This is a genomic window from Rhodococcus sp. IC4_135 (genome assembly GCF_011602025.1).
Classification (GTDB): Bacteria; Actinomycetota; Actinomycetes; order Mycobacteriales; family Mycobacteriaceae; genus Rhodococcus_F; species Rhodococcus_F baikonurensis.
On the sequence record NZ_JAAOLG010000056.1, the window covers coordinates 1 to 14,958 of the forward strand.

Genomic DNA, 14,958 nt, shown 5'->3' on the forward strand with positions numbered 1-14,958 from the left:
GAACTGGCCATCCGATTCCAGGTATGGGATCAGGTCACCGAACAAACCGTCGCTCCCTGACCGACCTCCCCGTGCGATGCCTTGCCGCACCCCAAAACTGCTGTACTCCAGACAACTTGACAACACCCTGCGGTATTCTCTCTCCCGGCCCCGCCACCAGCCGCTCACATGTACCACACGCGCACGCTCACGTCTACCACACGCGCAGGCCGTAAACTCGTCTCCCTGAGCATGGATCTGACAAACTGGTTCCGGTCGCGCCGTGCAAGCGAGTCGGCGCCCGACCTGCGAAGCCTAGGAAAGGCTGCGCTGACACTGCGACTCCGATCGATTGAGGTGGTTCGGTCGGGTTCAACTCCCGAGACTTTGAGCCCTTCTGGTGGGGGGTAGGGGAGGGCTCATCTGGTTGCCACCTTTAAACTCGATAGCCCGCGGAAGGATAGCCCGGTACGCCAGCGAGGCTGTTCGACGAGCTGGAGACCGGGAAAACGAGCCACCAGGATCGGGAACAGTAGGGATCCTTCGAGCCGGGCCAGCGGCGCGCCGAGACAGAAGTGAATGCCGGCGCCGAACGACAACGGTGGGACTCCGGTTCGGGTGATGTCGAGCTTATCCGGGTCACAAAATCGGTCCGGATCTCTGTTGGCCGCCCCGAGCAAGGTCAATACGATCTGACCGGGATGTAGATCGACTCCTGCCAGCCGTGTCGGCTCGAGCACCGTGCGCCCGTTGGTCTGGACGGGGGAGTCGTAACGCAACAATTCTTCGACGGCATTGCTCGCCAAGTCGGGCCTGGCACCCAGTTCGCGCATTTGGTCGGGGTGAGCGAGCAGCGCGGCGACGCCGTTGCCGATGAGGTTTGTGGTGGTTTCGAACCCTGCGGCGAACAACAGAATCGCGGTGCCGACGCATTCGTCGTCATCCAGGATGTCGTCGCCGTGCGCGACGGCGAGTCGGCTGAGTAGGTCATCGGCGGGGCGGGCGCGTTTGACCGCCAACAGGTCAGCGAAATACATGGCAAGTTGGTTCTCGGCTTCACAGGCGGCGGTCAGAGCCTCAACATTGGCTCCGGGTTCCAGTGAGGCGAGCAGGGCACGCACCAATGGCGCGGCAACTGCCCGATCGGCCGCGGGAACTCCCAGAAGTTCGCCTATCACATTCACAGGCAGCGGGAGCGCCAGATCGGTGATGATGTCGACGAAGACCTGTACCTCCATGACGTTAAGTAGGTGATGGATCTGTGTGATGATGCGGCTGCGCAACTCGTCAATGTGTCGAGGGGTGAACACGTCGGCCACCAGTCGACGCAGCCGGTGATGGTCAGGGGGGTTACGGAACAGCATGGTGCGCCGGAATCGATGCATGGCCCGACGTTGCAGCTCGTCAGGGATCTCGGACAAGCCGAAGCCCAGCGACTCGTCGGCCTTGCCGAGTCTGCGGTCGCGGAGCGCCGCCGCGCAATCGTCGTAGCGACTCAATACCAGCACCCCCGATCGCGTAACCAAGACGGGGCGCGTCTCTCGCAGCCGTCGGAACGCTTCGTAAGGTCCGGCTGCGCCGTGATCGGTGAGTAAGGCGTCCAGGAGCAGTTCCCTCTCGGTCGGTACATTCATGCTTGCCTCTTAGTATTCGCCTGTGACTGCAGGAAATGTTCGACGTCGACCAGGATGAACAGGGCGGTCGCCGTGGTGACCGATCGACCCTCTATATCCTCGATCCTGGCCGCGAGATTCAATTTCCGGCCATCGCGAGACCGTGTATCGGCGTGCAGGGTGTAAGGCGTGGCAAGCAGAACCGGCGCGAGGTAGTCGAGTTCGAGACGGCGCGTCACGCCGAGTTCTCCGACCGTGTAGAGCAGGAAACCGAAAAGATCGTCGATTACGGTCGCCACCGCGCCGCCGTGTGCTATCCTGGGCGCCCCTACGTGACGTTGGTCGAAGAGGTGGTGAGCAACGACGCCGTCTCGGCAACGCCGTACCGACAGGTAATGCCCGTGCGGGTTCGTCGGCCCGCACCCAAGACAGTTGGGGTGGTGGGGTGGCAACTCAGGCGAGCTAGATTCTTCCAGCGGCCGGAATGAGCGCACCCAGTCCTCCATGTCTGGGTCGACCGACCCCCCGACCGCATCCGAAGCTTTGCCCATGGTCCGACCTTCCTGTCGATGAAACCGCGCTTAATGCCGGTCTCGAGTGTGACCGTTATGCAAATACACCTGAGCGCACTCCGGAGAGTGCGGTGGCAGCCCTTCGCTCAACTCCACGTTGGTCAGGCGAGGTGTCCCGCCCAACGGGAGATCACGACCCCATCTCCTTCACCAGTGCCGTAGTCTGCGATGGACGCCGGTGTCGTGAAAAACTTCCCGCCCCGCGTTCCATCTGCCTCGTCCTATTCAGAACTCCGGTTGGAAAAAAATTTCCTAGATTTCGATGACAGCTAGCTCTCCTTCGGCGTGCAGGGAGCGTAGGCGCTTCTTGTCGAACTTGCCGACTGAGGTCTTGGGCACCTCGGAGATGAAGCACCAACGCTCGGGCAGCCACCACTTGGCGACCTTGCCGTCGAGGAAGTCGCGCAGACTAGCAGGTGTGGGCTCGCGGCCCTCACGTGGAACGATCACCGCGAGGGGGCGTTCTTGCCACTTCTCGTCCGGCACTCCGATCACAGATGCCTCGAGCACGTCTGGATGACCGGCAAGCAGCAGTTCGAGCTCGACCGAGGAGATCCACTCCCCGCCGGACTTGATCACGTCCTTGGCGCGGTCGGTCAGCGTCACGAAATTGCGTGCATCGATCCGCCCGACGTCGCCGGTGCGTAACCACCCTTCCTGAAACTTCTCACTGTCATGCTCCTCGCCGACGTACGAGCCGGTAATCCAGGGCCCGCGTGCTTGCAACTCACCGACCGCTTCGCCGTCGTGCGGGAGCTTATTGCCCTCGTCGTCGACAATCCTCAGCTCCACCCCTGCAACCGGGCGGCCTTGGGTGGCGCGCAGGCGCCAGCGCTCCTGCACATCGAGCGATACCGGTGGGCGTGCGATGGCGGCCAGCGGCGAGGTTTCGGTCATTCCCCATGCCTGGACGACCTGCACGCCGTACCTCTCCTCGAAGGCCTCCATCAGGTGAAGGGGTACTGCGGAACCACCGCAGGCGACCAGACCGAGAGAGGAGATGTCATAGCTGGAGTTTGCCTCCAAGAAGTTTAAGACGTCATTCCAGATCGTCGGAACTGCGCCCGCGACGGTCGGCCTCTGCGCGTCGATGAGCCGCACCAGCGGCTCAGCCTGCAGGAACCTGTCAGGCATGAGTAGGTCGGCGCCCGACATAAGGGCGGCATAGACTAGTCCCCAAGCGTTGGCGTGGAACATCGGCACGATGGCAAGGATCCGATCATCGCAGCTGACTCGCAGTCCGTCGGCGGCGCAGGCCGCCATCGAATGCAAGTACGTCGACCGGTGGCTGTAGGCGACCCCTTTGGGGTTGCCGGTGGTACCCGAGGTATAACACATAGCGGCTGCGGACTGCTCATCGAGATCAGGCCAGTCGAACGTATCGGACTGAGAGGCGAGGAACTCCTCGTACCCCACGACCCTGACCCCGTCACGGTGCAGCGGGGTAAGGTCCACTTCGCCGGTCACGACGACGGTGTGCACGCTGGTGAGCTGCAGCAGTACAGGGGCCAGCAAGGGCAGCAGGCTTCCATCGAGAATTACGACCTGATCCTCGGCGTGGTTGCCGATGTAGACAAGTTGATCAGGGGTGAGACGTAGGTTCAGGGTGTGCAGCACTGCGCCCATCGAGGGCACCGCACAGTAGGCCTCAACATGCTCCTGGTTGTTCCACATAAAGGTCGCAACACGCTCATCGCCTGTGATCCCGCAACCGCGCAATGCGTTGGCCAACTGTGCGGCTCTCCGTCCGACTTCGGCGAAAGTGCCGACCTTAACGCTCCCGTCGGACTGCAAGGTCCGTACGGTTGCCGAGCTATGCACACTCGAACCGTGGCGCAGAATCGCCGCAGTTGTCAAGGGAAAGTTCATCATCGTGCTCTGCATACCATTCCTTCATTCGATAGTGCCTGCGAACGAACAGCGATCCGCAGATCAATTCACCGGGCGTCCTGGTTAACAGCGGGCTGTCAGAGACCTGCAGCCGTAAGTGAGGTTGAAGCCAATTCCAGGGACTCGACCAGGTTCGACTCGAGTTCTGGTAGTCGGCTAGCCGCCGTGACCACCGCCGCTAAGCGAGCGCGCGCATCAATGTCGCGTTGGGTCCCGGCACGTGCAGTTTCGGTCCATGCCTGCGCACAACGGCTGGCGGCGACGGCGAGGTCGGCGGTGGCTAGATCACCGGTCAGGCGTGCGACATCCGCGCAGCCATCGGCGAGCAACCGGCGGAATAGGCCGCCGCCGGTGCCCGCCTTCTCGATGAAAGCGCCCAGACTGAACAGGAAGATCTCAAGATCTCTTGTCGGAAGGTCTGCCCAGGCTCGAAGGTCGGCCGCCAACTGCTCGACTGCAGCTAGCCCCTCGGCCCCGGCCTCCATGGTCGTGAGATCAACGATCCCCGGCTGTGACGGGTGGCGCATGTTGGCCGCGGATTGGCGAAATGCCTCTGCCGCCACTGTTGCCATGTCTGGCAGCGCGCTCGGCCAGGTGATGCGGTATGTACAGTGGCGCGTCGGTTGAGGGAAGGACGTCGAGGAACGCGCCCGAGCCAGCGAATCGAGCGGGACTTCCTGCACCTCGGCGCGATCATTGTCTACGACGAAGGCAATCCCCTTAGCTTCGTCGTAACCGATCACCACGATGTCGTGGCGACTCATCTGCAACTGGACCTGCAGGTACGGTAGCTCGGCTATGTCGCCCCACACCAGGCTGGGTCTGCCTGCGTCGATCTCGTCGAGAACCCAAGACCATCCCTCACTGGGATCGTCGGTGGTGAGAACGTGGACCTGTCCGCCTAGCCGGCGGGGTAGATCGATTTCGAAGTCGGCCCCTCGTCCCACCAAATACAATGGTGGAACCAGGTCATTCGATCGGAGGTACGCTAGCCCCAGCGAGCCGCCGAGTGCGAACACCAGACCTTCATCGGGTGGCCCTTCCCACCCCAGTCCATGCCAGTGCAGAAGATCCCGCATTGCGCCAGAACCACAGTGCCCCCCGATCTGATGGGGGTAGTCCTTGATCAGGATCTTGCGGGGCATGTATCTTCCTTTTCTGGGTGGTGGGTTCGAAGACCAGGTCAGTTGTTCCGAATTCTGTCCAGGTAGGCCTGACGTGCCCCCATGTCCACGTCGTCGAGGAATACAGAGTCTGTGTCCAGGGCCGATCCGAGCCTGGTGGCGAGCCGTTCGGGGACGAACTTCATCGCTGCGACCATGCTCCCTGCGAGGCGAGTGACGCGCACGAAGGGCCGCGGTTTCTCGATCAGTTCGCCTGTCACTCGAGCGATTTCCTCGGGCTCTGCATTGCGCAGTCCCTTGGCTCCTGCTGTCCCAGCAACGAGTTCGGTGTTGGTGAACGTGGGCCGCACTGTGGACAGCCGCACGCCTGACTTGCGGTATTCCAGTCGCGCCGCCTCCGTGAATCCGATGACCGCGAATTTGGTGCCGCAGTAGGTCGCCAGACCGGGGACGGCGAGCTCGCCGGCCAGTGATGCGGTGTTGATGATGTGTCCAGTACGACGAGGGAGCATCCGTTGAAGGGCGAGTTTGGTCCCAAAGATGACTCCCAGGACGTTGATCTCGACCTGCCGCCGGGTCACCGCGTCGTCTTCCTCGTGGGTGTGCCCGGTGGGCATGATGCCCGCGTTGTTGATCAGCACGTCGAGGGGGCCGAGGTCTCCCTCGACTAGGTCGAGAAAGTCTTTGAACGAGTCAGGGTCGGTGACATCGAGGCGGGTGACAACCTTAACCCCCAGTTCGGCGGCGGTCTCCTTAGCACGTGCCTCGTCGATGTCGCCGATGGCCACGCGGTGACCTCGTCGGATCAGCTCCTTCGCGGTCTGGTAGCCGATGCCGCGGGCTCCCCCGGTGATCGCCACTGTTTTCGCGGCGGTATGGGGATTGTGTGTCGTCACTTGCTGTGCTCCTTGTTCAGGCCGAGGCGTTGTCGTAGACCGCGACCGGCTGCTGCACGCAATACTTTTTCGGCGATGGCCGTACGTCGGGAGGTGTACGGGTACCACGTGAGTTCTCGTGTCAGGACAGGGATCCGCGGCTCGGTCACGGACTGGACCCGGCAGTATTTGTGAAGTCCGTAGGCGCCGCCTAGTCGCGCACCGATACCTGAGGCCTTCCATCCACTGTGCGGCAGTGTGGTGGCGAAGAGGTTGCTGAAGACGTCGTTGATGTTGACTGCACCCGCGTCCAGACGTTGTGCGATACGCCGCGCACGAGCATGGTCGCGGGTCCACACTGTGGCAGACAAGCCGAACGCCGAGTCGTTAGCCAGGTGGATGGCCTCGTCCTCGTCCGCGACACGCATCACAGGGATCGTGGGGCCGAAGGTCTCCTCGGTCATGCAGGCCATTGTGTGGTCGACGCCGACCACAACGGTTGGAGCGTAGTAGTTCCCGACCGCGCTTAGGGTTCCGCCGGCCAGTACCTGCGCACCTGCCGCCACTGCCTGGCTGACGTGGCGATCGGCTATCTCGACCTGTCTCGCCGTGACCATCGCACCTACGTCGTCACCTGCCGCGGCACCTTGGGTAAGTGACCGTACTCGTTGAGCCAGCCGGGCCACGAACTCGTCGTAGATCTCAGAGACCACATACACCCGCTCGACTGAGATGCAGACCTGCCCCGCGTTGAACAGACCGCCCCACGCGATCCCCTCCACAGCACGAGCAAGGTCGGCATCCTCCAGCACGATCGCCGGATCTTTACCACCTAACTCCAAGCTCACAGGCTTCAATTGCTCGGCACAGCGGATCGCGATTGTCCTCCCGGTGGCTGTCGAGCCCGTGAACTGAACGAAGTCAGCGGCGTCCACGACCGCAGCACCTGCTTCGCTAGCACCCACAACATGCGCCAAAACTGGTGGGGCGCCGATCTCGTGCCAGCCCTCGACGACTCGTGCACAGGTCAGTGGCGTCTCTTCCGAGGACTTCGCCAGGACTGCGCATCCGGCAGCCAGCGCAGGAGCTGCATCCATGAGGAAGAGGGTGATCGGGAAGTTCCACGGTGTGATGAGCCCGACAACCGGGTACGGGTGGTAGGTCTTGGACAACCGTTTCGGCAGACTTAGCAGACCTGCGGATCGGACTTGCTCGTCAGCGAGAAACTTCTCGGCATGGTTTGCGTAGTAGGTGATGAACTCGCACGATGCTGTCGTCTCAACCAGGGCGTCGGGGCGCACCTTGCCTGTTTCGGCTTGCAGCAGATCGGTGAGTTCGTCGGTGTGAGCCAGGATCCAGTCTCGCCAGCGATGCAACCATCGGGAGCGTTGCCGCGGGCTTGCCTGAGCCCACCCGAGCTGAGCGCGGCGGAGATCGGCCGCGATGCTGTTCACGGTCTCGCGGGTATCGATGGGGACGGTTGCGACCAGCCGGCCGTCGGCGGGGTTGCGTACGTCCAGGGCATCCGCTGTGGTCGCCGTGCTCATCGGGCCTCCGGGAGTGAGTGGAGCCCGCGGGCGATCCCGTCGGGCTGGGTGCATCTGTCGGGTGTGTCGGTGAAAGCGTCAGCGATCACGTGGGTGCGCTCAAAGATTCGCTGTCCATAGGTATGCCGAAGCTCGGTCAAGATCGTGTTCAAAGGCAGGTCGTCGAAGACGCCGCGCTCGCGGACATACTCCATGTGCAGGGCTCCGTCGGCGGCGAAGGCGTGCAGGAGGGCGTCGTGCTCGCCATCGAAATCCACCGGCGGCACCCCGAAACGGGCACACAACTCGGTGTTGAACGCCGGGGTCGCCTTCATCCACCGGCCGTTGACGTAGAGATGGCTGTAGCCGTGATAGACGAACAGGTCCGTGCCGCCCATGAGCGCTCGCAACGCTTCGGTCTGCAAATGATTTCGGACGTCGGCAAACCCCAGTAGCGCCGGAATCCCTGCCGCACGGCACACCGCGGTCAAGAGCACCGCCTTCGGGACGCAATAGGCGCGCCCGGTCTCGAGGACGAAGCTTGCTCGATAATGGGCGGGATCGTCCGACACCGTGTAGGGGTCGTACCGGATCTGGTCGCGGACGGCGGCGAAGAGGCGCTTCGCCTTGTCCCGGTCGGTGCCCGCATCCCCAACCGCGGCGGCGGTGAACGCCCGGACGGACTCGTGCTCGATGTCGAGGAAGTCGGTCGCCCACGAGTGCGCCAGCGGTGCCTTATTCATCTGCGCTCCAGAGTTATCGGCAACCCGTCGACCGGAATGGGGAGCGAGGTGTTGTCCCACCTCGCTTCATACTGATCGGGGACCGTCCAGGTGTAGGTGCGTAGCATGTGGTGCAGAATCGCCTTGACTTCGAGGGTGCCGAAGTGCAGACCGATGCACTTGTGTACCCCTCCTCCGAAGGGGATCCACCCGAGGCGGTGATTCTGGTCCTCACGCCGCGGTTCGCTGAAGCGGTCAGGGTCAAAGGTGTCGGGGTCGGTCCAGCACGACTCGTCGAAGTGGTTCACCGACGGAGCCACGGCCACCAGGGTGTCCGCCGGGATGTGGTGGCCGGCGATATCCACGTCTTCGACCGTCTTGCGCATCACGATGGGCACGGGCGCCACCAGACGGAGTGTCTCCTTGATCACCAGGTCGAGAGTCTCCAGTGAGTCCAGGTCGTCGATGTCCGGGCGGCGTCCACCGAGTCGGTCGGACTCGGCCCGCGCCCGTTCCTGCCAGGCCGGGTGCTTGGCGAGGAAGTAGGCGGCAGCGGTGGTGGTGATGGTCGATGTGTCGTGGGCCGCCATCATCAAGAAGATCATGTGGCTAACGACGTCCTCATCGGTGAACGCCTCACCGTCGGCCGTGCGCGCATGGCACAGCCCCGCAAAGAGGTCGCCTCCTTGGCCACTTCGAGCCGCCGGCAGGTGCCGGGTGAAGTAGTCCTCCAAGAGCGCGCGCCCACGGACTCCCGCTCGCCAACGAGTCCCCGGTAACGGGAAACGGATGATCGAGCTGGCCGCACGCACGGTGGCCACGAAGGCGTCGTTGATGGCATCGGTATCCTCGCTACCCCCCCGACCTGCCATGAAGACCTTCGTGGCGACGTCGAGAGTTAGTGCCTTCAGCAGCGGGTAGATGCGCGTGGTGGATTGTCCCGCTGTCCACCCTGGGATGCTGGCCTCCAGCGTCGGGCCGAGCTGGTCGACGTAGCCGGCGAGTCGGTCGCGGGTGAACGCCTCCTGCATGATCCGCCGATGCATCCTGTGTTCGTCGAAGCTCATCAACATCAGGCCCCGATGAAAAAAGGCATCGATGAGATAGGTCCACCCGTCCTGGGAGAACGACTTCGCCTTGGTGGTCAGCACCTCCTGTATGGCATCCGGTCCGGCAACCGCCACTATTTTCGTGCCGAAGGCGCCCATCCACGACACAGGTCCTAGCCGCTGGTACCTGGCCCGGGAGAAGTTAGATCCGAACCGGATGTAGTCCAGGGTGTGACCGAGCAGAGGCATGCCAGCGGTCCCTAAGACCGGTTTGAGGCCTGACCCCGCCGGGGGCGGGGCGAGCTCTCGGACAGGCCACCGGTCACTGGCCCCGAGCAGGGCCGCGTCGACCCGACTCGGCAGTGGCACCATGAGGACCGACGAGAGTCGCTCACGACCCTTCGCCAGCGGGAGATGGATAATGTTCGTCACTTGTGTTCCTTTCCGAAACGCAGCCCGCACTCACCATTTCGTACCCATCGCCCGAAGACCCGTCATCTCAGGCGGAGCTGGCAAGCGCCAGTTCAGTTCGGTCGATGGGGAGTTGCTGCGTGATTACCCGCTTGCTGAACATGAAGTCACGGGGGCGGTTGATGCAGTCGGCGCCAATAAGCTCTCCCTCACGGAGGTAGAAGCAGGTGAAGTCGCGGTCTCGGGTCGGGTCTCCGCTGAGGATGACTTCGTCGTAACCGGTGTTCAGACCGGCGATCTGGAGCTTGAGATCATATTGATCCGACCAGAACCATGGAAGCGCCGCTATCTTCTTGGACTTCCCACACACCGTCGCGGCAGCGACCTTGGCTTGCTCGTGCGCGCTCGGCACAGACTCCAGGCGTAGAGGGCGGCTGTAGCGAGCCATGCTGTGGCTTGCGCAATCCCCGGCGGCCACGATGTCGGGGTCGCTGGTCCGGGCCTGGTCGTCGATCACGACGCCGTTATCAATGACCAGACCTGCGGCGGCGGCAAGATCGGTGTTCGGCTCAACGCCGATGCCGACAATGACGAGGTCAGCGGGAATTGACTCGCCACCGGACAGAACTACTTCACGGACCCTGTCCTCGCCGGACAGAACCTCGACCAGCACACCCGTCCGGATTTTCACGCCCTCCTGCCGGTGAATACGGTCGAAGAACGCTGATACTTCGGGGGCAGTGACCCGCTCAAGGACGCGCCCAGTCGCCTCGAGCACGGTGACCTCCAGCCCCAGTGCACGCAACGAGGCAGCCGTCTCCAGTCCGATGTAACCGCCGCCGATGATCACTGCCCGACGTCCTGCGTGGGCGGCCACTCGGATCATCTCGACGTCTGCGACTGTGCGTAAGTAGTAGACTCCGGCCAAGTTGGCTCCCGGGGTGGGGAGTCGCCGAGGGCGGGCGCCAGTGCACAGCGCAAGCTGGTCGTAAGCTAGTGCGCCGCCGGTACTCAGTGAGAGATGACCACCCGAGCGGTCGATCGCCTCCACCGTCGCATTCAGGACTTGGATTCCCTGCTTGCTATAGAAATCGGCATTGCGGATCGCAAGCTCGTCGAGTGTGCTCTTCCCGGCCAGGTACGCCTTCGACAAAGGAGGGCGTTGGTAGGGCAACGTCGACTCATCGCCGATGAGAACGATCTCGCCGGTCCACCCTTCCTGTCGAAGACTGGCCGCGAGTTGGGCTCCGGCATGGCTGGCCCCGACGACGAGGGCCCGATGTAAGGTCATACGTCGGATTTCGGGGTGAGACGGACCATCATCTTGCTGATGCCCCTGACAAAGTTGGACTGCACATACTCGGGCTCGCCGACGACCTCGATCTTTTCGAAGCGAGAAAGCAACTCTTCCCAGAGAATCCGCAGCTGTAATTCCGCCAGTCGGTTGCCCATGCAGCGGTGGACACCGAAGCCGAAGGAGATGTGGTTGCGAGCGTTGGCCCGGTCGATGATGAAGTCGTCGGGCCGATCGAACATCCGCTCATCACGGTTGCCTGAGGCGTACCACATCACTACCTTGTCGCCCTTGCGGATGAACTGCCCGTTCAGCACGGTGTCGGCCTTGGCGATCCGGCGCATGTAGGCCAACGGTGTTTGCCACCGAATGATCTCCGAGACCATATTGGGGATCAGGTCAGGGTTCGCCTTCAGCTTCTCGAACTGGTCAGGGAACCGGTTCAACGCGAGAACACCGCCGCTCATCGAGTTCCGCGTCGTGTCGTTGCCTCCGACGATCAGCAACACAAGGTTGCCCAGGAACTCCATCGGTCGGTCGATCAGATCCTTGGTGTCTTCGTTGCTCTGCAACAGGGTGATCAAGTCGAATCCGGGTTCCTCCCCGGCAGCTGTCCGGGCAGCCTTGTCGCGCCAGAGAGTGCTGAGACCTCGCGCCATGTCGCGCATGCCGCGGAACACCTCGTCATTGTCCGAGGGGCCGCCGTTGGCTTGCTCCATCGAGGATGCGAGATCAGACCAGTAAGCGAGCTTGCGGCGCTGCTCGTAGGGAAAGTCCAGGAGGGTCGCAAGCATCCGAGCGGTCAACTCGACCGAGACGTTCTGGACCCAGTCGAACGGCTGATCCACGGGCAGGTTGTCCAGCACCTCCTGGACGCGCGATCGAATCAGACCCTCCATCTCACGCAGGTTCTTCGGTGCGACCACGCCTTGGACAGCGGCCCGCTGCGCGTCGTGTCGTGGCGGATCCATCGCTATGAACATCTCGATATCAAGAAAACGAGGTGGAACCCCGATGACGATCAACGGCTCGGCGGAGAAGACCTCGTGGTTCTTGTCGACGGCCATGATGTCGGCATGCCTTGTGACGGACCAGAACGGCCCGAACGGACTGTTAGGCTGGTAGTGGACCGGAGCCTCGTTGCGTACGCGCTCGAAGTACGACTGCCAGCGCCCCTGGCGATAGAGGAAAGGGTTGCTGAGGTCGATGTCGGCGAGTTCGACGTCCTCCACAGGAGGGATGGGGCTCTCGATGAAAAGCCTCTCTCCGTTCGCTCCGGTCACCCATCGCCGCGTCTTGTCGTACAGTTGTGCGCCCTGGATCTGCCGCTCCATCGGGATAGTCGACTGAACCTTAGCGGCGATTGCCTCAGAAAACTTCATTGCGTCTTATCGTCTCTCTCGTCGTCACATCTGAAACTCAGGCATTAGGACGGTCAGGCCGTCCCACGCCTCGGAGACCGGAATCTGGCAGGACAGTCGAGAGGTCGGTTGACGCTCAGGGTTCATCGCGAGCATCTCCTCCTCGTCGGAGCCGGAGAGGCCCACCTCCTCGGACCACTGCGGATCGACGATCACATGGCAGGTGCCGCACGCGGCCTCGCCTCCGCAGTCGCCGTCGATGCCGGGCACTGCATTGTTGGTCGCGACCTGCATCAGCGACTGTCCTTCTTGGAAAGGGACCTCGTGCTTCTTGCCGTCGTGTGAGACAAAGGTGACAACTGCCATAACCAACTCCTGATACGTTGTCCTCGCCTTGGGAACTTGATCAAAGTGTCGTCGGGGATGACCGCTACGGCTATGTTCTGCGGAGTCAAAAACTTGTGAATTCGGCTCAAAGGGATCTGGTGAACCAATGATCCTCGATGACGAGGGTGTGCCCCCGCTCCTGTTCGTGCAATTGCTCGAGCGCCAAGCATTCGACCCAGACGCCGTCGCGCGGCTTCGCAACATCATGTCTCGCGAAGGAACCGACGAGGCGACGCTGATTCAGCGCGACGTTCAGGCCCCCATACGGTGGTTTCGGGAGGTCTACCCCGAACTCGACGTCGACCAGGCAACACTGCTCGGCTTTGCGTTCGCTGAACAGGCCCAGTTGACGTCCTTCGGCCCGTTGAGTTCTCCGCTGGTCAGCGCAGGCTCGGTAGCCGAGATCGTGGAGTTGCTCACCTATCTGCCGTTGATCTCGACAGCTCTCAGTCCACAGTTCCATCCAAGTGACCACGGCCTCACCATCGGGTTCACCGCACACACAAGCGATCCGGCCCTGGACTGCCTGGTCGTCGCCTACTGCGGGTCGGCGCTACTGCGACTGCTTGACATGCTCGCCGGCGACATGCCTACCGTCACACTCCACTTGAGTTGGCCGGTGCCGCCCCTCCTGTCCAATCATGAGGACTTAATAGCCGGGCGCCTGTTTTTCGGCGCTCCGATGTCCTTCCTTCATGTTCCCGCGGACACGCTTAACGAGGTTTGCCGGTTCTCCGATCCCCTCACATACCGACTCGCCATCGGCGATCTGCAGCGAACTCTCGACCAGCGGGGCAGGACCACGTCGTTTTCGGAGAAGACGAGACGGCTGCTGGAGAAGGAGCCCGCACAGGGGAGTATCCACTGGGTCGCACGCGAGTTGTCGATATCCGTCAGCACACTCAAGCGGCGCCTCTCCGAAGAGGGGACCACTTTCCGCGAGTTGCGCCAGTCATTCCTGCGCGAGCGTGCGATGCTGCGGCTACTCGACCGATCAATGTCGGTGACTGAGGTCGCCACGGAGCTCGGATACAGTGACCTCACCAACTTCTCACACGCCTTCAAGCGATGGACCGGCCGTTCTCCGAACGAGTTCCGGCATCCATGACGCTGAGCCGCCCGGTCTCCGGCGGGTTGAGGGGGCTGGCGGATGCGGTAAATCAGTGTGGGGCCGTTCCCAGTGCATGAGATCAGTGGTACTCCAGGGGCCGACCAAGATTTCGGTCCGACAGGATCTTCCTGAGTCTCGGGGTCACCGCAACGGCGTGATCAGTGGTGGAATCCGCGTCGACGTGGGCACTTTGCAGCCAAAGCGAGGGGTTATGCCTGCTGTGTGGGCATGGGCATGTGCTCGGGCATGATCATCTTTCTCGGAAGTGACAGCTCCGCATGGGAACCTAGATTTTCCGGATTGAAGGCAGGTGCTGCGGCAGTTGTGGCCGCGGGCCGGAGCGCCAGCCGACCACCTTTGTTCGAGAACGCCTGCTTGGGCACGTCAAGACACCCCCGAAGTTGGGCGCGGCCGCGTCGAGTAACCGGTTGCGTGAGCGTGCTAGCCGCGGATCGGCCTGCTCGTCGACTGCGGTGAGTGAGTCGGTCGTGGCGTGGTCCGGGGCGGTCATGGGAGCGCGCTCCTCCGATTCGTCTCGTTCAGCCCTGGGCGTATGTGTCGACTCTATCCCGAGCCCCCACCACTATGATACGAATGGTCTCGTACCGAGACTGTTGGTCTTTGAGTTGGGAGGCGCCGGTGGACACACCTGGGACGGGCGCTGTTGAGATCGACCGGTGGACCAGGGCCGAGTGGTGGATGCTGACGGTGTCGTGCCTGGCGGTGGCGCTGGTGGTCGCGGCCATGGCGGCGTTGTACTCGGCGTTGCCGCAGATCGCGGTCGAGACCGGGGCGACGCAAGCCCAGTTGACCTGGATCGTCGACGGTTACACGCTGGTGCTGGCGTGTCTTGTGCTGCCTGCCGGAGCAATCGGTGACCGTTACGGGCGTCGCGGTGTGCTGGTCACGGGGCTGGCGGTGTTCTCGGTCGCGTCGGCGCTGCCGCTGCTGCTGGCCGACCCGGTGTGGCTGATCGCAGCGCGCGCGCTGGCCGGGGTGGGCGCGGCGCTGGTGATGCCTTCGACGCTGTCGATCCTGACCGCG

14 protein-coding genes are annotated in these 14,958 nt (G+C 62.7%); 2 read left to right on the plus strand and 12 right to left on the minus strand.

Features of this window, described 5'->3' with window-relative positions; all coding sequences use genetic code 11:
• Window positions 1-398: 398 nt before the first annotated feature.
• The 11 genes from G8767_RS33540 to G8767_RS33590 all read right to left on the minus strand — a co-directional run bounded on the left by G8767_RS33540 (window position 399) and on the right by G8767_RS33590 (window position 12,782).
• The gene (locus G8767_RS33540) at window positions 399-1,613 is read right to left on the minus strand and encodes a cytochrome P450 (RefSeq protein ID WP_003942419.1); all 1,215 of its coding nucleotides are present in this window, start codon (window positions 1,611-1,613) and stop codon (window positions 399-401) included.
• Window positions 1,610-2,143, minus strand: a complete 534-nt coding sequence (locus G8767_RS33545) for a PaaI family thioesterase (protein ID WP_003942418.1) — start codon at window positions 2,141-2,143, stop codon at window positions 1,610-1,612. Before G8767_RS33545 ends, G8767_RS33540 begins: the two co-directional genes overlap by 4 nt.
• A gap of 273 nt (window positions 2,144-2,416) precedes the next feature.
• Entirely contained in the window at window positions 2,417-4,048 is a 1,632-nt protein-coding gene (locus tag G8767_RS33550) for a fatty acid--CoA ligase (RefSeq protein WP_003942422.1), read from the minus strand.
• Window positions 4,049-4,131: 83 nt separating this feature from the next.
• The gene (locus G8767_RS33555; RefSeq protein ID WP_003942427.1) at window positions 4,132-5,199 is read right to left on the minus strand and encodes a BtrH N-terminal domain-containing protein; all 1,068 of its coding nucleotides are present in this window, start codon (window positions 5,197-5,199) and stop codon (window positions 4,132-4,134) included.
• A gap of 38 nt (window positions 5,200-5,237) precedes the next feature.
• On the minus strand, window positions 5,238-6,074 hold the full coding sequence (locus G8767_RS33560; protein WP_003942425.1) for an SDR family oxidoreductase: 837 nt from the start codon (window positions 6,072-6,074) through the stop codon (window positions 5,238-5,240).
• A complete protein-coding gene (locus tag G8767_RS33565) occupies window positions 6,071-7,600 on the minus strand; it encodes an aldehyde dehydrogenase family protein (protein ID WP_003942430.1) in 1,530 nt (509 codons plus the stop codon). Before G8767_RS33565 ends, G8767_RS33560 begins: the two co-directional genes overlap by 4 nt.
• A complete protein-coding gene (locus tag G8767_RS33570) occupies window positions 7,597-8,322 on the minus strand; it encodes a transglutaminase-like domain-containing protein (protein ID WP_003942420.1) in 726 nt (241 codons plus the stop codon). The genes G8767_RS33565 and G8767_RS33570 overlap by 4 nt, the downstream gene beginning before the upstream one ends.
• Window positions 8,319-9,782, minus strand: a complete 1,464-nt coding sequence (locus G8767_RS33575; protein ID WP_019750067.1) for a cytochrome P450 — start codon at window positions 9,780-9,782, stop codon at window positions 8,319-8,321. The genes G8767_RS33570 and G8767_RS33575 overlap by 4 nt, the downstream gene beginning before the upstream one ends.
• 67 nt (window positions 9,783-9,849) lie before the next feature.
• A complete protein-coding gene (locus tag G8767_RS33580) occupies window positions 9,850-11,052 on the minus strand; it encodes an FAD-dependent oxidoreductase (protein WP_003942429.1) in 1,203 nt (400 codons plus the stop codon).
• Window positions 11,049-12,437, minus strand: coding sequence for a cytochrome P450 (locus G8767_RS33585; protein ID WP_003942426.1), 1,389 nt, complete (start codon window positions 12,435-12,437; stop codon window positions 11,049-11,051). Before G8767_RS33585 ends, G8767_RS33580 begins: the two co-directional genes overlap by 4 nt.
• Window positions 12,438-12,461: 24 nt before the next feature.
• Complete coding sequence (locus G8767_RS33590) at window positions 12,462-12,782, minus strand: 2Fe-2S iron-sulfur cluster-binding protein (RefSeq protein ID WP_003942421.1); 321 nt, start codon at window positions 12,780-12,782, stop codon at window positions 12,462-12,464.
• A gap of 127 nt (window positions 12,783-12,909) precedes the next feature.
• Here G8767_RS33590 and G8767_RS33595 point away from each other — a divergent pair, with 127 nt between their 5' ends.
• A complete protein-coding gene (locus tag G8767_RS33595; RefSeq protein ID WP_003942428.1) occupies window positions 12,910-13,911 on the plus strand; it encodes an AraC family transcriptional regulator in 1,002 nt (333 codons plus the stop codon).
• Between the two features lie 289 nt (window positions 13,912-14,200).
• Here the strand turns inward: G8767_RS33595 and G8767_RS36100 are convergent, their stop codons facing one another.
• Complete coding sequence (locus G8767_RS36100) at window positions 14,201-14,425, minus strand: hypothetical protein (RefSeq protein WP_230544131.1); 225 nt, start codon at window positions 14,423-14,425, stop codon at window positions 14,201-14,203.
• Window positions 14,426-14,508: 83 nt separating this feature from the next.
• Between G8767_RS36100 and G8767_RS33605 the strand changes: the two genes are divergently transcribed.
• The coding region (locus G8767_RS33605; RefSeq protein ID WP_240952976.1) for an MFS transporter at window positions 14,509-14,958 on the plus strand (450 nt) is incomplete at its 3' end.